Consider the following 21215-nt stretch of genomic DNA (forward strand, 5'->3'; position numbering starts at 1 on the left):
GGCTCGGCCCGCCCGCGTCCGGGGCGATCAAAAGCCCTCGACCGCCTGTCCCTGCTGCCAGGGTTTGACAAGGTTGCCAAAGCGGGTGAAGCGGCCCTCGAAGCTCAGCTCGACCGAGCCGATGGGCCCGTGCCGCTGCTTGCCGATGATGACCTCGGCCTTGCCATGGACCGATTCCATCTGCTCCTGCCACTTGGCCATGCCCTCGAGGTCGTGATCGCCGGGCTTTTCCCGTTCCTTGTAGTATTCCTCGCGGAACACGAACATCACGACGTCGGCGTCCTGCTCGATCGAGCCCGATTCCCGAAGGTCCGACAGTTGCGGCCGCTTGTCCTCGCGGTTTTCGACCTGGCGCGACAGCTGTGACAGCGCCACGACGGGGATGTCCAGCTCCTTGGCGATGGCCTTCAGCCCTTGGGTGATCTCGGACACCTCGTTGACCCGGCTGTCCTTGGCGGTGGCGGGGCGGACGAGCTGCAGGTAGTCGACGAAAAGCGCATCGAGCCCGTGGGTCCGTTTCAGCCGCCGGGCGCGGGCCGCAAGCTGGCTGATCGGCAGGGCGGGCGTGTCGTCGATGTAGAGCGGACAGGCCTCGAGGTCCTTGGCGGCGTTGACGAAGCGGCGGAACTCGGTCTCGGTCATGTCGCCGCGGCGGATCTGTTCCGAGGGCACCTCGGCGGCCTCCGACAGGACCCGGGCGGCCAGCTGTTCGGCGCTCATCTCAAGGCTGTAGAAGCCCACGACGCCGCCATTGACCGCGCCGACCGATCCGTCGGGCAGGGTGCCGCGCTTGTAGGCGCGGGCGATGTTGAAGGCGATGTTGGTCGCCAGCGAGGTCTTGCCCATCGAGGGCCGCCCGGCGAGGATCAGAAGGTCCGACCGGTGCAGCCCGCCGAGCTTCTTGTCGAGATCGGTCAGCCCGGTCGAGAGGCCCGCCAGCCCGCCGTCCCGCTGATAGGCGGCATTGGCGACCTTCACCGCATCGGTGACGGCGCGCAGGAAGGACTGAAATCCGGTTTCCGACTGGCCCTTCTCGGCCAGCTTGTAGAGCCCCTGTTCGGCCTCGACGATCTGGGCGGCCGGTTCCGAGGCGATGTCGACCTTGGCGGCCTTGTCCGAGATTTCGGCGCCGAGCTTCATCAGTTCGCGGCGCAGCCAGAAATCGTAGATCATCTGGGCATAGTCGCGCGCCGCGAAGGACGAGATCGCGGCCCCTGCGAGCCGCGCCAGATAGGCCGGCCCGCCCAGTTCGGCGAGCCCCTCGTCATCCTCGAGGAAGGCTTTCAGCGTGACCGGCGAGGCCAGCTGGTTCTTCTGGATCCGGTTGGCGGCGATCTCGAAGATCCGGGAATGGACCGGATCGTAGAAATGCTGCGGCTGGACGATGGACGCGATCCGGTCGAAGATCTCGTTATTGGTCAGGATCGCGCCCAGCAATTGCTGCTCGGCCTCGATGTTATGGGGCAGGCCGGTCGTGTCGTCCGCCTCCTCGCCCTCGGGCCGGATGGTTCTGACCTTGTTCATGTTCGTTAAACTCCCTGCAGGGGGGTTCTAGCCCCCCGCCTGCGGCCACGGCAATCTGGGTAAACCTGTGGATAGCCTGTGGATGAATGGTTCATAAGTTTCCACCCCGAGTCTTGCGGGTCGAGGTGGCCTTGCGTCAAGATTTGGTTTCCTGTCGGGCTCCCCGGCCGGACGGTCGAGAGGTTTCCGGCGTCAGACAGGCGGGTTTGCGCCTAAACCTTGGCTCGCGCCTCCTGCCAGGCGCGCGGCGCTTTCAGGAATTCCTCGACTTCGGCAAGCGTGGCGGAATCGAAGGTGCCCTGGGCGCGGGCCTCGGCCAGGACGTCCCACCAGGTGCAGAGATGATGCAGCCGGATGCCGTGATCGCCCAGGGTCTTTTCGGTTTCGGGGAAGATCCCGTAATAGAAAATCACCGCCGTATGACCGCAAATGGCGCCGGTGTCGCGGATCGCGTCGACGAAGCTGATCTTCGAGCCGCCATCGGTGGTCAGGTCCTCGATCAGAAGCACCCGGTCGCCTTCGGCCATCACGCCCTCGATGCGGGCGTTGCGGCCGTAGCCCTTGGGCTTCTTGCGGACATATGTCATGGGCAGCGCCATCCGCTCGGCCACGAGGGCTGCGAAGGGGATGCCCGCGGTTTCGCCGCCCGCGATGCAGTCGAAGGCCTCGAAGCCCGCGTCGCGCAGCACGGTGACGGTCAGGAAATCCATCAGCGTGGCGCGGATCCGCGGAAACGAGATCAGCTTGCGGCAGTCGATATAGGTGGGCGAGGGCAGGCCCGAGGCGAGCGTGAAGGGCGTTTCGGCATTGAAATGCACCGCCCCGATTTCCAGCAGCATGCGGGCGGAGAGGCGGGCGATTTCGGACTTGTCGGGGAAGGCGGTCGGGATCATGGCGCAAGCGTCTCCGTATCCTGCCGGACGGGTGCGGCCCGGCCCGGCGATTTTTCTGCGAAAAATCCGCGGCTCACCGCTCGACCCGCCAGTGCAGATCGAAGCCCGGATCGAACAGCGTCACCGGCCCGGCCCCGGTCTCGATCCGCGCGGGATAGGCGACGGGCGCGGCATCCCGGGTCAGGGTGATGCGGTCCTCATTGGGCGGCAGGCCGTAGAAGGCGGGGCCGTTCAGCGAGGCGAAGGCCTCGAGCCGGTCAAGCGCGCCCGCGCGTTCGAAGACCTCGGCGAGGCAGGACAGCGTGTTCGTGGCTGAAAAGACCCCGGCGCAGCCGCAGGCGCTTTCCTTGGCCGGGTCGGCATGGGGCGCGCTGTCGGTTCCGAGAAAGAAGCGCACATCGCCCGAGGTGGCCGCCGCGACCAGCGCGTCGCGATGGCGCGCGCGCTTGGCCACCGGCAGGCAATAGTAATGCGGCTTGATCCCGCCCACCAGAATATGGTTGCGGGTGATGATCAGGTGATGGGTGGTGATCGTCGCGCCAAGCCCCGCTTCGGCCGAGCGCACGTAATCGACGCCGTCCGAGGTCGTGATATGCTCCATCACCACCTTCAGGCCCGGCACCGCGCGGCGGATCGGGTCGAGCACCCGGTCGATGAAGACCGCCTCGCGGTCGAAGATGTCGATCTCGGGGTCGACCACCTCGCCATGGACGCAAAGCGGGCAGCCGATCTCGGCCATCCTGTCCAGGACCCCGCGCACCTTGTCGAAATCGCTCACGCCCGAGGCCGAATTGGTCGTGGCCCCGGCGGGGTAGAGCTTGACCGCCGTCACCAGCCCCTCGGCATGGGCGCGGGCCACATCCTCGGGATCGGTTTCTTCGGTGAGATAGAGCGTCATCAGGGGGGTGAAGTCCGCCCCCTCGGGCAGCGCGGCGATAATCCGGTCGCGATAGGCGGCGGCCTGGGTCCCGGTCACCACCGGCGGCACCAGATTGGGCATGACGATGGCGCGGGCGAAGTCGCGGGCGGATTCGGGCAGCACGCCGGCCATCATGGCGCCGTCGCGCAGATGCAGGTGCCAGTCGTCGGGGCGGCGGATCGTGAGGCTCTGGGTCATGGGGCAGGGCGATACACAATCGCCCGGGCGCTTTCCAGTACCGATCGCGGTCGGCTTGCGGCCTTGGGGCGCCGCGCGCCGCGCCTGAGCCAAGCGCCTGACGCAAGGCGGGGCTTCCCATCCGTCAATGGAAAAGTCACGGATACTGTCCTATCTTGCGGGCATGGGAGGAAACAACTGTACGCGAACAGGAGTTTCCATATGGCACTCGCGAATACGCATGTTGCGGGCCAACGCGGCTCGCTCGTTTCCTCGATCATCGCGGCGATGGTCCGCATCGTCGAGAACCACCCGCGCACCCGTGCGCTGGAAAAGCTGAACGCCATCTCGGACGAGGATCTGGCGGCCCGGGGGCTGACCCGGCAGGACGTGATCCGCCGGATTTTCAGCGACCGCTTCTACCTTTGATCTGCGGCCGGTCGGTCGCTCAGACCGGCACGTCCGGCCGGTGGCGTCGCAGCCGCCGGTCCAGATCGGTGCGTGCGCCGGTCAGGTGCTCGTGCTCGGCAACATGGCTTGCATGACGCAGAACGCCCCGCGCCAGATCGGTGCGGCCGGACTTGTCAAGCCGGTCCAGAAGGGCCGCAAGATAGGGTGCATGCTGGCGCCGCGCCCGGAAAAGCCGGAAAAAGACCTCGGCGGTCAACTGACCCTCGCCCGCCGCGTCGATCAGTTCCGGCAGGACGGCCATGGCCGACAGATGCGCCTCGAGCGCGTCGCCGCAATGGGGCGTGGCCAGCCGCATCACGTTGGGCCCGTCAAACAAAGCGGCATGCATCGCGTCGAGCGTCTGCGCCGGGTCGTAGAGGATTGCCGCACAGCAGGCGGCCTCGATCATGTCCGGGGCATAGCCATAGCGCGAGGTAAAGTCGCGCCGCCTTGCCATCAGAAAACGCCGGTCCCAGTCCAGCCGCGCGGGGTCCAGCGTGGCCTGCGGCGCGAGCGCAACCACAGCCGCCCCCGGTGCCACGACGGAATAGGCGCAGGCCGCATAGCCGCACATGCCCGCCCCGTAGAACACCACGCGATCGAACGCGTCGAAGAATTCTGAATCGACGCGCTCGTCGAAGAAGTCGTAAACCGCCCGGTCGCGGAACCAGGTCGCGCCATGGGCTACCAAGGTCAGCCGCGACCAGCCCGCGGGCTCGGCAAGCTGGGCGGCCAGGGTATGGCCGACGGTCGCCCCGGTCAGGATCTCGCGGGCCTGCTCGAAAGTGACCAGAAGCGTGCCGCCCCCCGCCGCCCAGACGGCGGCATGGTCGGGGCCAAGCGCCTTGACCCACGCCCCCGTACCGGACCGGTCCAGCAGTGTATGCCAGCGGCCTGTCTCGCTTTCGCTCGCGAACCGGTCCTTCATGCCCACCTCTACAACCGTGAGGAAGCCTAGATCCAAGTTGCGGCGTCCGAAAGGCGCGTTTTTCACCGACCGGCGCGGCACGGCGTCCGGTCAGCGGAAAACCGCCCCGGGGCCGGTCAGGTGCGCGCCGCCGTCGCGGTCAGGGCCCCCATGCCGATCAGCGCGCCCCCCCCGGCCCGGGTCATCCAGCGCAGCACCGAAGGCCGCCGGATCTGCGCCCTGAGCCGGTCGGCCAGCAGCGCATAGCTCAGCGCGTTCAGCGCGGCGAGCCCGACGAATGTGGCGATCAGCGTCGCGAATTGCGGCGCCAGCGGCGCCTCGGGCCGCAGGAATTGCGGAACGAAGGCGATGAAGAACGCGATCGATTTCGGGTTCAACGCGGTGACCATCGCGGCATGGGCGAAAATCGCCCGGGCCGGGCGCTGCTCTGGCACGCCGCCGCTCTCCTCTTCCAGTGCCGCCGGGCGGCTCCGCAAAAGCTTGATCCCGAGCCAGACCAGGTAGGCCGCCCCCACCCATTTCAGCACCGAGAACAGCGTGGCCGAGGCCAGCACCAGCGCGCCCAGGCCGGCCAGAGAGGCCGTCATCGCGATCAGATCTCCCAGGGCCACGCCCAGGGCCATCGCCACGGCCACCCGCCGCCCCTGGCTCAGGGCATAGCTCAGCACAAGCAGGACCGTCGGGCCGGGGCTCATCAGAAGAAGGGCCGAAGCCGCAGCAAAGGCAAACCAGAGATCCAAGGGCATTGTGGGCACTCCTGCACGAAAAGGCACGGCTTCCACATACGCCGGTTTCAGCCCGAAACCCAGTGCGGCGAAGGGCCTGTTCTTCTTCTTGGCCGAAATACCCCGGGGGTCCGGGGGCAGAGCCCCCGGCTGACGCGGTTCAGATGGTTTGATGCCGGGCCGAAAAAATAACAAGCCTTTTCATGTGCTTGCAATGGGGGGCTGGTTCACGAGGTTTGATACCGATGGGGCCGATTTGGGCCGGAAACGCCGCAAAACACCCAAAGGTGCAGTAAAAAATCCAATGATTTCAATTGGGGCTTGCAGGGATCGTTACGCGTAGACGTCACGCTTCACGGTGCCATTGGAGGTCACAAAAAGACGATCTTGCCCTCGCGGCGCGTGGCGGCGAACTGGCGGCGGAAAGCGCCCGCGCGTTCGAAGGCGAGGCTCATCACGAAGTCGTTGAATGCCTCAGAGCCGGGTTCGAAGTCCAAGAACCGCTTCGACAGATCAGGATCCGATTTCAGGTCACGCATCAGCTTAACGAAGGTATTGAAGGCCGCTTGGTAGGCCGCCTCTCCGTTCACATCCAACTCGCCGAACAAGATCGTGTCTGCGCTGAGTTCCAACGCTTTGGCCAAGGACGCGATGGCCGTCGCTCGCGGCTTGCTGGGACCGGCAAGATAGTTGTCCATGGCACGCTTCGAGACGCCCGCCATTCTTGCCATGTCCGACACTGTAAGACGCCGAACAGCCATTATCGAACGGAGCGTTTTCGAGATGTCGATAGTCTCGTAGCGTTCTTGCTCGGCGGTCATTTCGCGCGTAACCTTGCAAATTAGTGTCGATGTACGCACTGCAGTGCGTTACTGTGCACAGCATAAAGCCCGCCATTGGGTAAAGCAAGAATACGAGGTGCCCCGGTGCCCCGGTGCCCCGGTGCCCCGGTGCTCCTGGCAACCGCTTCAGAGCTGACCGGCGTTGGTTCGATCCCGACGAGCAAGCGCGCTTGCCTCGCCTGGCTCAAGCGGAACGGTATTAATCCGCGCCCCAACGGCAACGTCTTCTTCTTCCCGGTCTCCGACCTGCCCGAGCCCGAGCGGCTGGCCTGGCAACGCAAGACTTGCGACGAGCTGCACCTTGAGCCGGGCACCTATGACGAGGCGGCGCACGCGGCGTTCATGGAGGCGTCGCCCTCGCTGCGCGAACGGGCCGAGCGGAAGGCCGCGATGGCACGGCTTCTGGTCTCGCTCGCGGCCGAGGGCCACGGCTGGCCGGATCGGCTGCACCTGGTGCGCGCGCGGTTCCCCGCCGAAGCGGTTTCAAAGCCCTCTTTGAAGCGGCTTCTTGCGGCCGTCAAAGGGGTGGACCCGATCAACTATGCCCCGGCCACTGCTGCCGGGCTGCAAAGGCAACACCGCCTTGGCAGAAGTCTCGGACGAGGCCTGGCAGTTCTTTGTGACCACGATCCGGGACGCCGCGCCCGAGCTCCCGCTTTGGCAGGCATGGCGCGACGTGCGCGACGTGGCGCGGCGCAAGGGCTGGGCCTGGCCGTCCTGGCCAACCGTCTATCGCCGCTGGCAGGCGCTGCCCGAGGCGCAGCGGATCGCGGCGCGGCACGGCCGGGGCGAAGCGGCCAAGCGGCTGGCGCATCCCAATGATGGAATCCGCAAAGATCGCTGATCCGAAAGGACAGAAGGGGGCTCGGATACAATGACGCAAGATGTGGGGGAAATGGTCGTCACTTTGTCTGCTGACGAGGTTCGGCAGATTGTGGCGGCCTACTCGGATGCCGAGCTTCTGTTGTGGTCTGCCCTGAATGTTCTGGAAATCCTCGCGGTCGAACTGGACCAGGGTGGCGCGCTCCATGATCCTGAAAAGGGTATGGCCGTCGCGCGGCTAGCGGTGGAGGCTCTGCGTCCCAAGATCAACGCGCTGGAAGATCGGCTTTGGCCCATCGAGAAAAGGACGGTGAACCCGGAGCGGACCTCGGCCGGGGTCGCAACCGCGCCGTCCGGTGATGCACGGCGGGCCGAAGCGGAGTTGGTGGAATGACCATTTCCGGTAACCAGATCAAGTTGCTTCATGTCGCCCGGCGCAAACTGAGGTTGCCGGAAGCCGCCTATCGCATGGTGTTGGTCGAACTTGCTGGCGTCACCAGTTCGAAAGACCTCGACCGTGACGGTTTCCAAGCCGTGATGGGATACTTCGAATGGCTCGGGTTCGCGCCCACGAGGGCACGGGGACAGGACTTCGGAGAGCGACCGGGCATGGCGAGCTTCTCGCAGTTGGAACTGATCCGCACACTCCGGGTGGAGTTCACCCGCTGCGACGGGGCCGGTGAAACCTCGTTGAATGCCTGGTTGGAACATTACTGGAAAGTGTCCAGCCTGCGGTTCCTGACGATGGCGGATGCGCGAAAGGTCATAACCGCCCTGAAGTCGATGAAGAGGCGCGCATCGGCCTGACGTGGTTCCAGGGAATTTGCCCAGGCGGGCGGCAGGGCAAACTGCCGCCCGCAGTCTTTCCCCCACGAGGCCCTCAGACGCTCGCTGAGCGCGTCGCCCCAATGCGATTGCCTGACCCGTTTAATCGGCCCGGAAAACCGTTCAATCGACGAAGTCTCGCGCCCGGATGGGGAAGACCCGGCCCAAAGTGCCGAATTGGCTTGAGCCGAAGATGGCGAAACCGTAGTTTCAGGGCATCCCGGAATTGCTGAAACATCACCCCCCCACACGTGGGTGCGGGTGATCCGCAGCGTCCGGCAATGGTCTCCTGTTTCCTGAAATGGGCCGCAAGGCTGGTCCAGACAGACAGGAGACACTGCCCGATGATCATCAATCGCGAGAACCTCGACCTCGTGTTCCGAGGGTTCAAGACAGTCGTCACGGATGCTCAGATCGCTGCGGAGGTGCATTGGCGCGACATCGCGATGACGGTTCCCAGCAGCGCTGCCAGCGAGGACTACGGCTGGCTCGGCACCATTCCCCAGCTGCGGGAGTGGATCGGGCCGCGCGAGGTGCACAGCCTGACGGGCCACGGGTTCACGATTCGCAATCGCGATTTCGAGAGCACCATCGCGGTGCGCCGCAACGACATCACCGACGACCGGCTCGGCGTCTTCAAACCCGCGTTTGCCGAGATGGGCCGCCTTGCGAGGCACCATCCGGAAGAGCTGATCTTCGGGCTTCTGTCTTCCGGGTTCACGGCAAGCTGTTTCGACGGCCAGCCTTTCTTCGACGCGGAACACCCGGTCAAGAAGTCGGACGGGACCACCGAACTCATCAGCAACATGCAGGATGGCATTGGTCCCGCATGGTACCTTCTGGACACGTCTCGCGCCGTTCGTCCGCTCATCTTTCAGGAGCGCGAACCCTACGTGTTCGAAGCGATGACGGAGCCGACGAATCCCCATGTCTTCACCAACGCGGAGTTCCTCTACGGGATGCGCGCACGGGTGAATGTCGGGTTTGCTCTCTGGCAGCTCGGGTTCGGTTCCAAGGCCAACCCTGTCAGCCTCGCGACCATCGCGCTGACCGGAGGCGTGGCGGTACTGGGCCAGTGGGCGCTTGGCATCAACCGGGCCGAGGACGAAGCCAGGAAGACGAAGGAGCGCTTCGAAACCCTGGCCGATGTGATCGACGCGCTGGGGGACGTGTCCCGCGCATCGGCTGCAGACATCGACCGGTATATTCGCGGCACATTCAACGACGTGGCCGGGGACGTCCAGGCCCTGATCGATGGTCTGCGGCAGGCCGAATTCGGTCTGCTTTCCACCGAAATGCGCCACTCGATCGAGGAGACCGCGGCGGATCTTTCCCGCCTGTCTGGCGCCTTCGAGGCGTTCTGGCAGGACTTCGCAAAGGGGCCAAACCGGATCCGCGCGAGTTCGTTCCGGCCGCGGCCATGCGCGCGGCCTTGGAAGGGCGAAATGCCTGGCGTTTGGAGCGCGTAACCGCAAAGGTTGAGGAAGCCTTCCAGAAAGGGTTTTTGACAACTCCGATGAAAGCTTGGGCGCGTGACCTATGCGTGGCCGATGAAGCGGCCTTTGACCGCTTTGTTGCCTCGGCGGCTCCTGCCTATGCTCACTTGACGTCTTACGCTGTGACGGCCGCGCCACCGCGCAAAAGAGTTTCCGCAGGAGCCTCAGTTTCGTCGGAAGCAGCCGATGTCGCACGTCAATTGGGTCTTTGGCCCGAAGCGCTGAGCGATTGATCAGATGGACGGCGTGTCGCTCCAGATCAGAACCGCTTGCGCAGTGGTCGGGCAGTTGAAGTTGCTTTTGGACCGGCTCGCGGACGCGCTCGATCAGGCAGAGGATGAACTCCGGGTCGACCCTTTGAGCGCGCATTCCAAGGGCGTTCAAATCGGCTTCCAGGACCTGCCGGAACCGACTGACCATCGCCGCCATCACCGGCCCGGAAGACCCTCGAAGATCGAGACGGACCCTGAATTGCGTGCCTTTATCGAGGCGCGCATCGACCGCATGACGTTCGACGGTATCGCGTCAGAGGTATCGCGCAGATTTCCCGAAGGCCGCCGGGTCGCGAAGTCCGCAATTCACGCATGGTGGCAGCGCCGCAGACGCCGTTGACCTTGTGCCGGACGCCGCCGGGCCATCCCGGATAACCGGGGGACTGCCGGGCTCTTCCGGGATCAAACCTCGTTAACCACCGGTATCAAACCAACTGAACACTAACACCGGCGCGCGCGATTCCGGCCCCGCGACGGGGTCTCAGGTGGCTTCAGAAAAAGGCCTGCAGCCCGGTCTGTGCGCGGCCGAGGATCAGCGCATGCACGTCATGCGTGCCCTCGTAGGTGTTCACCGTCTCGAGGTTCACCATGTGGCGGATCACCGGATAGCTCTCGGAAATCCCGTTGCCGCCATGCATGTCGCGCGCCGCCCGGGCGATCTCCAGCGCCTTGCCGCAATTGTTGCGCTTGATCAGGCTGATCGCCTCGGGCGCGGCACGGGCCTCGTCCATCAGCCGCCCGACCTGCAGGCAGGCCGACAGCCCAAGCGCAATCTCGGTCTGCATGTCGGCAAGCTTCTTCTGGAACAGCTGCGTCGCGGCCAGCGGGCGGCCGAACTGACGCCGGTCGAGCCCATAGCTCCGCGCCGCATGCCAGCAGGCCTCGGCCGCGCCCATCACGCCCCAGGCAATGCCGTAGCGCGCCCGGTTCAGACAGCCGAACGGCCCCTTCAGCCCCTCGACCCCGGGCAAAAGCGCCTCTTCGCCGACCTCGACCCCGTCCATCGCGATCTCGCCGGTGGGCGAGGCCCGAAGCGACAGCTTGCCCTCGATCTTCGGCGCCGAAAGCCCGGCCATCCCCTTTTCCAGAACGAATCCGCGGATCTTGCCGCCATGGGCCTCGGATTTCGCCCAGACCACGAAGATATCGGCCATTGGCGCGTTCGAGATCCAGGTCTTGGTGCCGGTCAGCCTGTAGCCGGTGGCGGTCTTCTCGGCCCGGGTCTTCATGCTGCCCGGATCGCTGCCCGCCTCGGGCTCGGTCAGCCCGAAACAGCCGATCAGCGTGCCCTGCGCCAGCCCCGGCAGATAACGCTGTCGCTGCGCCTCCGAGCCGTAGGCGTAGATCGGATAGATCACCAGCGAGGACTGCACCGACATCATCGAGCGATAGCCCGAATCGACCCGCTCGATCTCGCGCGCGACAAGGCCGTAGGTCACGTAAGACGCCCCAAGCCCGCCATATGCCTCGGGCAGCGTCACCCCCAGAAGCCCGGCCTCGCCCATCTCGCGGAAGAGTTCCGGCTCGACCGTCTCGTTGCGGAAGGCCTCGGTCACGCGGGGCTGCAGCCGGTCCCGGGCAAAGGCCCGCGCCGCGTCCCGCAGCATCCGTTCATCCTCGTCCAGCCGGTCCTCCAGCCGCAGCGGGTCCTCCCAGTCGAATCGCGCCAGCTCGGGCGCATCCTTCGGTTTCAGCGGACTCTCCAAGGCCGTTCCTCCTCCTTTAGGCTTATGGACGAGGCATAGCCTGCGCGGCAGGGTGAGGCAATCGCCGGTCCTGGGACGGGGGCCAGCGGAACGCTAAGGAGAAGGACAGGGCGGGTGGCAGAAGTGATCGGGTCCATCGATGCGGTGCAGGCGATGCTGGCGGGCCAGAACTATGTCTGCGGCCGCGCGCTCGGGACGGTGGCCTTTCTGGCGCTCAGGCTCGGGCGGCCGCTCTTTCTCGAGGGCGAGCCCGGCACCGGCAAGACCGAAATCGCCCGCGCCATTGCCGCAGCGCTGGGCCGTCGGCTGATCCGCCTGCAATGCTACGAAGGGCTCGATGCCGCGAGTGCGGTCTGCGAATGGAACTTCGCCGCGCAGATGATCGCGATCCGTACTGCCGAGGCCGCGGGCGGTGCCGACCGCGCCGGGCTGCAAGCCGAGCTCTTCGACGAACGCTACCTGATCGAACGGCCGCTATTGCAGGCGATGCGGCCCCAGCCGGGCGGCGCGCCCGTTCTGCTGATCGACGAAATCGACCGAACCGACGAACCTTTCGAAGCTTTCCTGCTGGAGGCGCTGGGCGATTTCCAGGTGACGATCCCCGAACTTGGCACGATCCGCGCGGCCGAGCCGCCGATCGTCATCCTGACCTCGAACCGCACGCGCGAGGTCCATGACGCGCTGAAGCGGCGTTGCCTGTATCACTGGGTCGACTACCCCGATTTCGCCCGCGAGCTCGAGATCCTGCAGGCCCGCGCGCCCGAGGCGGCCGAAACCCTCAGCCGCGAGATCGTGGCCTTCGTGCAGCGGCTTCGCAGCGAGGATCTGTTCAAGAAGCCGGGCGTCGCCGAGACCATCGACTGGGCCAAATGCCTGCTCGCCCTCGACGTGATCGGCCTCTCGCCAGAAGTGATCGCCGACACCATCGGCGCGCTTCTGAAATACCAGGACGACATCCAGCGGCTCGAAGGCTCCGAGGCGCGGCGCCTTCTGGATGCGGTGAGGGCCGAACTTGCGACCGCCTGACCCCGCCGCGCCCCGGAGTGGATGAAGATGGCTGACTATCCCGCCCTCGGCATCCCCGACGAGGGGAAGCTCTCGCACAACATCCTTCATTTCGCGCGTGCCCTGCGCAAGGCAGGGCTGCCGGTCGGTCCCGGCCGGGCCATCGATGCCGTTCGCGCGGTCGAGGCGGCGGGCTTCACCGACCGGGCCGATTTTCACCATACCCTCGCCGCCTGTTTCGTGTCGCGCCCCGAGCATCGCGCGGTCTTCGACCAGGTGTTCCGGCTGTACTGGCGCGACCCGCGCTTTCTCGAACACATGATGAGCCTGATGCTGCCTGCGTTGCGCGGTGCCGCAGAAGAGCGCCGGGCGCGCCCGGCCGAGAAGCGCGCGGCCGAGGCGCTGCTGGATGGCGTGCCGCGCGATTTGTCCGATCCCGTCGAACCTGGACCCGAAGAGGACATCGAGATCGATGCGACCGGCACCCAGTCGGCACGCGAACGTCTCAAGAGCCTCGACTTCGAGCAGATGAGCACCGCCGAGACCGCCGAGGCGAAGCGGATGCTGTCCCGGCTGCGCCTGCCGGTGGCGCCTCTTGTGTCGCGCCGCAGCCAGGCCGCGCGGCACGGGCGGCTGCCCGATTGGCGCGGCACGATGCGCGCCTCCCTGCGCGCGGGCGGGGAGGTCCGCGATTTTTCGCAGAAAAATCGGCGCCCGCGCTGGCCCAATCTGGTGGTGCTTTGCGACATCTCGGGGTCGATGTCGCAATATTCCCGCATGGTGCTGCACTTCCTGCACGCCGTCTTGAACGCCAGGGGTGCGGGCTGGGCGCGGGTCCATGCCTTCACTTTCGGTACCCGCCTGACCAACATCACCCGGCATCTCGCGACCCGCGACGTCGACGCGGCGCTTGCCGCGGCTGGGGCCGAGGCCCCCGACTGGGAGGGCGGCACCCGAATCGGCAGTGCCCTGCATGCCTTCAACCGCGACTGGTCGCGCCGGGTTCTCGGCCCCGGCGCGGTCGTGCTGCTGATTACCGACGGGCTCGACCGCGACGAGACGGACATCCTGTCGCGAGAGATCGAGCGGCTGCATCTCTCGGCGCTCCGTCTCATCTGGATCAACCCGCTTCTGCGCTGGGACGGATTCGCGCCGAAGGCCCGGGGAATACAGGCGATGCTGCCCCATGTGGACTGCTTTCGCGCAGGCCATTCGATCCGCTCGCTGGAAGAGCTCGCCGAGGCCGTCTCCGAGGCCCGCGACACCGGCGAACGCGACCGATTGCTGGCCGCCATGCGACATTCCGGACCGGTTTGATCCAGATCAAAGTGACGGCCCGGCGAAAGATACATCTGACAGTCACTGTTTGCGGGCGGCGTCGGAACGTTCCCAGCCGGCGCCAGCAAGCTCGCAGCGAGTCCCTGTGTCTTTCCCAGCACAGGATTTCGGCATCAAAGGGGTCCTCCCTCCCCGGATGCCGGTCAGTGAAACGCCGTGGGCCCTCCCTCCCACGGCGTTTTTTGCGTTTCCCGTTTCCGTTTTTGTCACAGGCGATCCGTCTTGATCCGACTCGTCGCGCCCTGTCATTATATTCCAAACAGAGAATATAATGAGGGGAGTGAAATCCGGTGAAACCCATGCCACTCAACTGGAAGATCGGCGGCCCGCTCCTTGGGATCGTGTTCTTCCTGGCCGTGCTTCTGGCCAAGCCGATCGGCGTCTCGACCCAGTTCGTGGTGCTCGACGCCGTCCTGTGGAACCTCCAGCAGCCCGATGCGGGCATCGTCACGCAGACCGCCGAGGGCTTTACCTCGACCAATGCCTATCTGGCGAAATCGGGCGGGGCGCTGGCGGCCGAGGCGGGCAATCCGCTGACCTATCCCGTGGTCTTCGTTCTGGCGATGATGGTGGGGGCGTTCCTGTCCTCGCTGATCCGCTCGACCGTGCCGAAGGGCGAACGCAACGTGCCCGCCATGTACCGCGCCAATACCGGCGGCTTCTGGCCGCTGCGCTGGGTCCTGGCCTTCGCGGGCGGCGTGCTGGTGCTTTACGGCGCGCGGCTTGCGGGGGGCTGCACCTCGGGGCACATGATGTCGGGGATGATGCAGACCTCGATCTCGGGCTATGTCTTTGCCTTCGGGGCGTTTCTGACCGCCTTCCCGACGGCGATGGCGCTTCTGAAGAAGGAGGGCTGAGCCATGACCATGACCCTTGTCATCGCCGGGCTTCTGGGCGCGGCCTTCGGGGCGATGCTCGACCGGATCGGGGCCACGAACCCGAACTGGATCGCGAGGATGCTGACCCTGACCGATACCAACCTGATGAAGACCATCCTCGTGGCCATCGGCACCGCCTCGATCCTGATCTTCGCGGGGCAGATGTACGGGCTTGTCGATGTGGGCCACATGTCGGTGAAGGCGGTCCATGTGGGCGTGCTGCTGGGCGGGGCGATCCTGGGCTTCGGCTGGGCCATCGCGGGCTATTGCCCGGGCACCGGGCTGTGCGGGCTTGCGGTCGGCCGGATCGATGCGTTGTTCTTCGTGGCGGGCGGGCTCGTTGGCGCCGCGGGCTTCATGGTCAGCTATCCGTTCTGGGAGTCGATCGGGTTTCTGAACGGCGAGAAATGGACTCTGGGCGCCATTCCGGGGGCCGACTACCCCGCCGCGATCCCGGCGCTGCAGGGCGATCTGGCGGGCATCGTGATGGGGGCTGCCTTCATCCTTATCGCGATCCTTCTGCCGCGCCGGATCGTCGGACGGACGGCCGCCCGCGCCGCCGCTGCCGACGCCGCGAAGACCGCGCCCGCCGAATAGCCGGCCCCGGCCTCCCCGCCCGCCGGACCCCGGCGGGCGGGGGCGCCACCTTTTGCCTATTTCCCCCGGCGGCGCGGCCCCCCAATATCCGGTCCGAGGGAGGACACCATCCATGCAGATCGCAGACCATGACGCGATCCCCGAAGCCGCGCTCGAATGGCACAGGACGGGGCAGGGCGCGGTGCTGGCCACCGTGATCGAAACCTGGGGCAGCGCGCCGCGCCCGGTGGGCAGCCAGCTTGCGGTCTCGGGCGCGGGCGGCATGGCGGGCTCCGTTTCTGGCGGCTGCGTCGAGGGCGCGGTGATCGCCGAGGCGCTCGAGGCGCTGGGGGACGGCCGCCCCCGCCTGCTCGACTTCGGCGTCAGCGACGAGGACGCCTTTGCCGTGGGGCTCGCCTGCGGCGGCCGCATTCGTGTGCTGGTCGAGCCGGTGGGCGCGGCGCTGCCCGAGGCGCTTCTGGCCGATCTGGTCGCGGCCCGGGCCGCGCGCCGGGCGGTGGCCTATGTGGTCGAAACCGACAGCTGGGCCCGGCGTCTTGCGGGGCCCGGCGACCCGGACCTCGGGCCGGTTCTGGCCGACCGGATGCGCGCCGACCGCTCGGGCTTCGAGGGGGCGGCCTTCATCGCGATCCACAACCCGCCGCTGCGGCTTGCCGTGGTTGGGGCCGTCCATATCGCCCAGCCACTGGTGCAGATGGCGCGGCTGGCGGGCTTTGCCCCGGTGGTCATCGACCCGCGCCCGGCCTTCGGGTCCGAGGCGCGCTTTCCCGGCGAGACCCTGATCGACGCCTGGCCCGACGAGGCGCTGGCGGGCCTCGGCCTCGATGCCCGCACCGCGGTCGTGACCCTGACCCACGATCCCAAGCTCGACGATCCGGCGATTCTGGCCGCGCTTCAGTCCGAGGCGTTCTATCTGGGCTGCCTCGGCTCGCCGCGCACCCATGCCAAGCGGGTCGAGCGGCTGCAGGCGGCCGGGGTGGCACCGGACCGGATCGCGGCGATCCACGCGCCGGTGGGGCTTGATATCGGGGCGCGATCGCCGGCCGAGATCGCGGTCGCGATCCTGGCCGAGATCGTCCAGCGGCTGAGGCGGGGTTGATGCGCTTCGGTCCGGTGCCGCCCGCCGAGGCCGAGGGCGCGATCCTCGCGCATTCGCTGACGCTGGCGGGGCGGCGGCTGCAGAAGGGCCGCATTTTGACGGCCGAGGATGGGGCGGCGCTGGCGGCGGCAGGCATCGCCTCGGTCACGGTCGCGCGCCCCGATCCGGACGACGTGACCGAGGATGCCGCGGCGGCGCGGCTGGCGGCAGCGCTGGTTCCGGACCCCTTGGCTGCGGCGCTCCGGATCGGACCGGCGGCGCGGGGGCGGGTCAACCTGCATGCGGTCGGCCCCGGGGTTGTCGGGCTCGACGCGGCGGCGGTCCAGGCGATCAATCGGGTCGATCCCGGCATCACATTGGCAACCCTCGCGCCGCTGGTCCGGGTCGCGCCCGGCATGCTGGTCGGTACCGTGAAGATCCTGCCCTATGCGGTGCCGGGGAGGGCGCTTGCGCTGGCCTGCCAGGCCGGGCGGTCGGCCGTCCGGGTGCATCCGGTGCAGCGGCGATCGGCGGGGCTGATCCTGTCCGAGGTGGCGGGGCAGAAGCCGGGCCTGACCGCCAAGGGCGCGGGTGCGGTCGAAGCCCGGCTGACGGCGCTGGGGATTTCTCTCGACGCGGTGCGGGTCGTGCCGCACGAGGCCGGGGCGATGGCCGCGGTGCTGGCCGATCTGCCAGGCGAAATCGGGTTGATCCTGACGGGCTCGGCCACTTCGGACCCGCGCGACGTGGGGCCCGAGGCGGTGCGCCTTGCGGGCGGGACGGTCGAACGGTTCGGCATGCCGGTCGATCCGGGCAATCTGTTGTTTCTGGGGGCGCAGGGCGGGCGGCCGGTGATCGGCCTGCCGGGTTGTGCCCGCTCGCCCGCGCTGAACGGCGCCGACTGGGTGCTGGAGCGGGTGGCCTGCGGCATCGAGGTCGATGCCGCTGCCATTGCCGACATGGCGGTGGGGGGGCTCCTGAAAGAGATCCCGTCGCGTCCGCAGCCGCGAGAGGCCTGAGCCCGGGGGCGGGCCGCGCCCGGGTCCGGAATTGTTCCGGTCATCGGCATCTGCCGATCGAAACCGTCAGGTGCGAGGGCGCCATCTCTCGGTTTCCGAACGCCCTTCGGCGCAGCACGGCGAAAGGCCCGCTTTGACACGGCTCGCTTTTCCGGTCCTCGAGGGCGCCGTTCTGGGCCTGACAGCCGCGTCGCGCTGTCCCGGGCGAGCCGGGCCACGCCCCCCGGATCGGGTTCTCGGAAGCTGCTGCTGAAAGAGCCGGACCGGGCGGCGCTTCGATTGGGAAGACCTGGGTAGTGTGCGGATATCGGAGGCCTTCCCTGTCGCGATTTGCAGGTCGCCCGGGATCTGCGCCATGCAGGAGTTCCTGCGGATCTGATGCGTCGATCACGCCGGTCTTTTGCGCGATGCGCTCCGTCGCCTGGCCGCCTTCGTTTGCGGGACCGACGCAGGCCGCAGCAGTTTGAAACCGGGACGCTGGCTGTCTGCGGTCGCGCACCGGCGTGGGCTTTGAGGCCAAGCGTGGTTGGGGCGCGGCCCATGCCGCCCCCGGCGGACGGACGGCGTCGGCGATTGGGTCGCGCATACGCCCGGCTGCTTGGCCTCCGATCAGGCGGCGCGGAGCGCGACGAGGAAGCTCCGGACCTTGTCAGACAAGGTGCCCGCCTCGCCCGATACGGTGCCGACCGCGTCCTTGAGCGCCATCGACGTGTCGCCAGACCGTTCCACCCGATGCGAGACGTCGTGGATCATCTGGGCCATGTCGGTGGTGCTGGAGGCCGTCGACTCGGCATGCTGGGAGATATGCTGGGCGGCCTGGGTCTGTTCGGCCACCGCGACGCGGATGCTGTCCGAGAACGACCTGACCCGGCTGACGCAGTCGCTGATGCCGGTCATGCGGGTGCCCATCAACTGGGTTTCGGACTGGATCCGCTTGATCCGGTCGTTGATCGAACTGGTCGCCTGGCTGATCCGTTCGGCCAGGGCCTTGACCTCGAAGGCGACGACGGCAAAGCCCTTGCCCGCGTCGCCCGCGCGCGAGGCCTCGACCGTCGCGTTCACCGCCAGAAGATTGGTCTGCTTGGCAATCTCGGCGATCAGGTTTACCACCTCGCCGATTTCCTCGGCCGCGGATTGCAGGCTTTCGACCTGTTCCGATGAGGCCTCGGCCTCTTCCATCGCGTTGGCCGAGGCCGAGGCGGCGTTGTTCACATCCTGGGTGATCGACGTGATCGAGGCGGACAGCTCATCGATCGCCGAGGCGACGGATTGCGCGCTGGTGGCGATCCGCGAGGCGTTGTCCGACAGCGAGTCGGCGCCTTGACGGGCGCGGGAAATCTCTGTGTTCATGGTGCCCGCCGCATCGTCGAGGCGGCGCATCGAGGTCGACAGCACATCCGTGATGCGGCCGATGTCGTCCTCGAAATTGCGGCCCAGCGTCGAAAGCCGGGCCTCGTATTCCTCGGCCTGCGCGGCGAAAAAGCCGGAGTTCGCGACCTCGGTATCCAGCATCAGCACCCGCGACAGGGCGTCCATGTACGGGGTCGGGTCGCCGCGGCCCAGGAAGGATTTCCTGCGCACCTCGGCCATGATCAGACCCTGAAGCGCCAGACCGACCCGGGCATAGGCCGCAGTATAATGGCTGATCGGCAGGCCGATCCGGTGGTGGACCCGGCCGATCTTTTCCGCACTTTCGAAATAAGTCTGCGAGAAGTTCGAGCTGAACATGAGAATCCAGTGCTCTTTCTGCTTCTTGCGGGCATGCGCGCGCAGCGCTTCGGTCGTGAAATACGCGTCCCAGTCGGGGGTGTTGGCGATGTCTTCATAGAAACTCGCCAGCACCGCATCGAGATGCGGCAGCAGGATCTTGCCGACCTCGGCAACGCGCTCGCGTGTCTGCCCCTGAAGCCCATAGGCCCAAAGACGTGCCGGCTGACGTTTCTTTTCGGCCATGACGCTGACGGTCTCCCTGTTGCGCAAGCGGATGCGATGAGACTATCCGTCGCGACAGTTGACCCAACGTTACCTTCGCCGAGATAAGGAGAATTATAACGAAAAAGCCGCCCCGAAGGGCGGCCGATCGCTGGACGGGCGGGCTTTGTTATTTGGTCACTTGCCCGGTTGGTTACTTGGCCGGTCCGATCATCATCACCATCTGGCGGCCTTCCAGCTTGGGCATGTTCTCGACCTTGCCGATTTCCTTGACGTCCTCGGCCACCCGCTCCAGCAATTCGCGCCCGAGATTCTGGTGCGCCATCTCGCGACCGCGGAACCGCAGCGTCACCTTCACCTTGTCGCCGCTCTCGAGGAACTTGATGACCGAGCGCATCTTGACTTCGTAGTCATGGCTGTCGGTGTTGGGGCGGAACTTGATTTCCTTGACCTCGATCACCTTCTGCTTCTTGCGGGCCTCGGATTCGCGCTTTTGCTGTTCGTACTTGAACTTGCCGAAATCCATGATCTTGCAGACCGGCGGCGTGGCATTGGGAGAAATCTCGACCAGATCGAGCCCGGCCTGTTCGGCCAGTTCCATGCCGCGGGCGGGGGCCACGACTCCGAGGTTTTCGCCCTCGGCGCCGATCAGGCGGATTTCCGGGCAGCGGATGCGTCCGTTGATGCGAGGGCCGGTATCGCGCGTTGGCGGCGCGTTGTGAGGTCGGCGGGCTATGGTGTCGCTCCTTGGATCGTTGCAATTGAGTAGGGTCCAAGTTACCGCCGAGGCGGGCGCGCTTCAAGGCGGTTTTCCGTCTGCGGGCAAGGCTCTGGGGCCTGCGGCGACGGGCCGGTTTGCCGCAGGCTGGGTGCTTGGGACAAGCTTCGGGGCGAGGGCCGGGGCAGGACGCTCCGGCGGCAGAGGAGGATAGGATGAAAAAGGCTCTTGCAGCGATCGTCATTCTCGCCGCTTTCGGGCTGGGCGGGTTCATTTGGTATCTGGGCAACATGGCCGGTCCCGGGGCGAAGACCGCCGCCACACCCGCATCCGAAGAGGCTGTGCCCGCGCCGCCGGAGGCGGCACCGGACGCGGCCGAGGCAGATGCCGGGGCGGCAGAGGTCCCGGCCGCAGAGACGCAGGCCGATGCGCCGCAGGATGAGGCCGCGGCCGGGCCGCAGACCGGCACGGGCATGGTCTCGGCCGATGACGACATGAGCGTCGGCGAGGAGACGCAGCCCGAGACGTCCGAGACCCCCGAGGCGGCCGGGACCCCGGAGGAGACCGAGGCGGTCGGCTCGGGCGATGGCAGCGTCGAGGCGGCGGCTCCCGACGACGGGACCGGCACTGAGGCCGCCGTGCCGCAAGACCTCCCGGACGCAAAGGCGTCGGACGGGGACGCTCCGGCGGCAGAAAGAGACCCTGCCGCCGCGGCACCGGGCGCCGGTGACGCGGGCGCCGAGGCACCGGAGACGGCCGTCCCCGAGGGGGCCGACCCGGCCTCCGAAGCGCAAGCCCCTTCAGCGGAAGCGCCCGCAGCCGAGGAGACGCCCGGGGCAGGGGCGGCCTTGCCCTTTGCGCTGACCGAGGGCGGGTTCGATGCCGCGGCGGTAGCCGAACTGATCGCCGCCTCGGATCTTCCCGAGGACGAGAAGGCGCTGTTGACCGCCGCGGCCGAGGGCGCGGCAGATGCGCCGGTTCTGGTGCCGCCGGTCGTGGCCCAGATCCGCGCGGCTCTGGGCTACTGACGCCGCCGGAGACTCGACCGAAGCGAAACGCCCGGCCGCAGGG

At 66.9% G+C, this 21215-nt stretch carries 23 protein-coding genes; 14 read left to right on the forward strand and 9 right to left on the reverse strand.

Features of this window, described 5'->3' with window-relative positions; genetic code table 11:
- Positions 1 to 27 precede the first annotated feature (27 nt).
- From DSD19_RS03795 to pyrC, 3 genes are all read right to left on the reverse strand, one after another.
- Positions 28 to 1524 carry a replicative DNA helicase gene (locus DSD19_RS03795; protein ID WP_075785737.1) on the reverse strand — a complete coding sequence of 499 codons (1497 nt, stop codon included), beginning with the start codon at positions 1522 to 1524 and terminating at the stop codon, positions 28 to 30.
- 212 nt (positions 1525 to 1736) lie between these two features.
- On the reverse strand, positions 1737 to 2417 hold the full coding sequence (locus DSD19_RS03800) for an orotate phosphoribosyltransferase (protein WP_075785738.1): 681 nt from the start codon (positions 2415 to 2417) through the stop codon (positions 1737 to 1739).
- Between the two features lie 73 nt (positions 2418 to 2490).
- A complete protein-coding gene (pyrC, locus tag DSD19_RS03805; protein ID WP_113668577.1) occupies positions 2491 to 3534 on the reverse strand; it encodes a dihydroorotase in 1044 nt (347 codons plus the stop codon).
- Positions 3535 to 3735: 201 nt separating this feature from the next.
- On the opposite strand from pyrC, the gene DSD19_RS03810 reads away from it, so the two are divergent.
- A complete protein-coding gene (locus tag DSD19_RS03810; protein ID WP_075785740.1) occupies positions 3736 to 3942 on the forward strand; it encodes a hypothetical protein in 207 nt (68 codons plus the stop codon).
- A gap of 19 nt (positions 3943 to 3961) precedes the next feature.
- Here the strand turns inward: DSD19_RS03810 and DSD19_RS03815 are convergent, their stop codons facing one another.
- The 3 genes from DSD19_RS03815 to DSD19_RS03825 form a co-directional block, all read right to left on the reverse strand.
- Entirely contained in the window at positions 3962 to 4891 is a 930-nt protein-coding gene (locus DSD19_RS03815) for a phosphoadenosine phosphosulfate reductase (protein ID WP_113668578.1), read from the reverse strand.
- 116 nt (positions 4892 to 5007) lie between these two features.
- Entirely contained in the window at positions 5008 to 5637 is a 630-nt protein-coding gene (locus DSD19_RS03820) for a LysE family translocator (RefSeq protein ID WP_113668579.1), read from the reverse strand.
- A gap of 350 nt (positions 5638 to 5987) precedes the next feature.
- Positions 5988 to 6437, reverse strand: coding sequence for a helix-turn-helix domain-containing protein (locus tag DSD19_RS03825; protein ID WP_113668580.1), 450 nt, complete (start codon positions 6435 to 6437; stop codon positions 5988 to 5990).
- Between the two features lie 562 nt (positions 6438 to 6999).
- Between DSD19_RS03825 and DSD19_RS22680 the strand changes: the two genes are divergently transcribed.
- From DSD19_RS22680 to DSD19_RS03855, 6 genes are all read left to right on the forward strand, one after another.
- Positions 7000 to 7302: a DNA-binding domain-containing protein gene (locus DSD19_RS22680; RefSeq protein ID WP_113668581.1), complete on the forward strand. Its 303-nt coding sequence runs from the start codon at positions 7000 to 7002 to the stop codon at positions 7300 to 7302.
- A 30-nt stretch (positions 7303 to 7332) separates the two neighbouring features.
- Positions 7333 to 7674, forward strand: a complete 342-nt coding sequence (locus tag DSD19_RS03835; RefSeq protein WP_113668582.1) for a hypothetical protein — start codon at positions 7333 to 7335, stop codon at positions 7672 to 7674.
- Positions 7671 to 8087, forward strand: coding sequence for a regulatory protein GemA (locus DSD19_RS03840; RefSeq protein WP_113668583.1), 417 nt, complete (start codon positions 7671 to 7673; stop codon positions 8085 to 8087). The genes DSD19_RS03835 and DSD19_RS03840 overlap by 4 nt, the downstream gene beginning before the upstream one ends.
- Positions 8088 to 8449: 362 nt before the next feature.
- A complete protein-coding gene (locus tag DSD19_RS03845; RefSeq protein ID WP_165828031.1) occupies positions 8450 to 9574 on the forward strand; it encodes a Mu-like prophage major head subunit gpT family protein in 1125 nt (374 codons plus the stop codon).
- Positions 9526 to 9834, forward strand: coding sequence for a phage protease (locus tag DSD19_RS22685; protein WP_113668585.1), 309 nt, complete (start codon positions 9526 to 9528; stop codon positions 9832 to 9834). The genes DSD19_RS03845 and DSD19_RS22685 overlap by 49 nt, the downstream gene beginning before the upstream one ends.
- A 4-nt stretch (positions 9835 to 9838) precedes the next feature.
- Positions 9839 to 10213 carry a hypothetical protein gene (locus tag DSD19_RS03855; RefSeq protein ID WP_113668586.1) on the forward strand — a complete coding sequence of 125 codons (375 nt, stop codon included), beginning with the start codon at positions 9839 to 9841 and terminating at the stop codon, positions 10211 to 10213.
- 151 nt (positions 10214 to 10364) lie between these two features.
- Here the strand turns inward: DSD19_RS03855 and DSD19_RS03860 are convergent, their stop codons facing one another.
- The gene (locus DSD19_RS03860; RefSeq protein ID WP_113668587.1) at positions 10365 to 11579 is read right to left on the reverse strand and encodes an acyl-CoA dehydrogenase; all 1215 of its coding nucleotides are present in this window, start codon (positions 11577 to 11579) and stop codon (positions 10365 to 10367) included.
- Between the two features lie 153 nt (positions 11580 to 11732).
- Here DSD19_RS03860 and DSD19_RS03865 point away from each other — a divergent pair, with 153 nt between their 5' ends.
- From DSD19_RS03865 to DSD19_RS03890, 6 genes are all read left to right on the forward strand, one after another.
- Positions 11733 to 12605, forward strand: coding sequence for a MoxR family ATPase (locus DSD19_RS03865; RefSeq protein WP_113668768.1), 873 nt, complete (start codon positions 11733 to 11735; stop codon positions 12603 to 12605).
- 27 nt (positions 12606 to 12632) lie between these two features.
- On the forward strand, positions 12633 to 13901 hold the full coding sequence (locus tag DSD19_RS03870; RefSeq protein ID WP_113668769.1) for a VWA domain-containing protein: 1269 nt from the start codon (positions 12633 to 12635) through the stop codon (positions 13899 to 13901).
- Positions 13902 to 14221: 320 nt separating this feature from the next.
- Positions 14222 to 14779, forward strand: a complete 558-nt coding sequence (locus DSD19_RS03875) for a YeeE/YedE thiosulfate transporter family protein (RefSeq protein WP_075785751.1) — start codon at positions 14222 to 14224, stop codon at positions 14777 to 14779.
- 3 nt (positions 14780 to 14782) lie between these two features.
- Complete coding sequence (locus DSD19_RS03880) at positions 14783 to 15397, forward strand: DUF6691 family protein (protein WP_113668588.1); 615 nt, start codon at positions 14783 to 14785, stop codon at positions 15395 to 15397.
- Positions 15398 to 15515: 118 nt separating this feature from the next.
- A complete protein-coding gene (locus DSD19_RS03885; protein ID WP_113668770.1) occupies positions 15516 to 16496 on the forward strand; it encodes an XdhC family protein in 981 nt (326 codons plus the stop codon).
- On the forward strand, positions 16496 to 17494 hold the full coding sequence (locus tag DSD19_RS03890; protein ID WP_113668589.1) for a molybdopterin-binding protein: 999 nt from the start codon (positions 16496 to 16498) through the stop codon (positions 17492 to 17494). Before DSD19_RS03885 ends, DSD19_RS03890 begins: the two co-directional genes overlap by 1 nt.
- A 609-nt stretch (positions 17495 to 18103) precedes the next feature.
- On the opposite strand, the gene DSD19_RS03895 is transcribed toward DSD19_RS03890, so the two are convergent.
- Positions 18104 to 19447 (reverse strand): globin-coupled sensor protein, encoded by a 1344-nt coding sequence (locus DSD19_RS03895; protein WP_075785754.1) that lies wholly within the window; start codon positions 19445 to 19447, stop codon positions 18104 to 18106.
- Positions 19448 to 19619: 172 nt separating this feature from the next.
- Positions 19620 to 20162, reverse strand: coding sequence for a translation initiation factor IF-3 (gene infC / locus DSD19_RS03900; RefSeq protein WP_075785755.1), 543 nt, complete (start codon positions 20160 to 20162; stop codon positions 19620 to 19622).
- A gap of 197 nt (positions 20163 to 20359) precedes the next feature.
- Between infC and DSD19_RS21615 the strand changes: the two genes are divergently transcribed.
- The gene (locus tag DSD19_RS21615; RefSeq protein ID WP_165828032.1) at positions 20360 to 21172 is read left to right on the forward strand and encodes a hypothetical protein; all 813 of its coding nucleotides are present in this window, start codon (positions 20360 to 20362) and stop codon (positions 21170 to 21172) included.
- Positions 21173 to 21215: the final 43 nt, after the last annotated feature.

This window comes from Rhodovulum sp. BSW8 (assembly GCF_003314725.1).
Classification (GTDB): Bacteria; Pseudomonadota; Alphaproteobacteria; order Rhodobacterales; family Rhodobacteraceae; genus Rhodovulum; species Rhodovulum visakhapatnamense.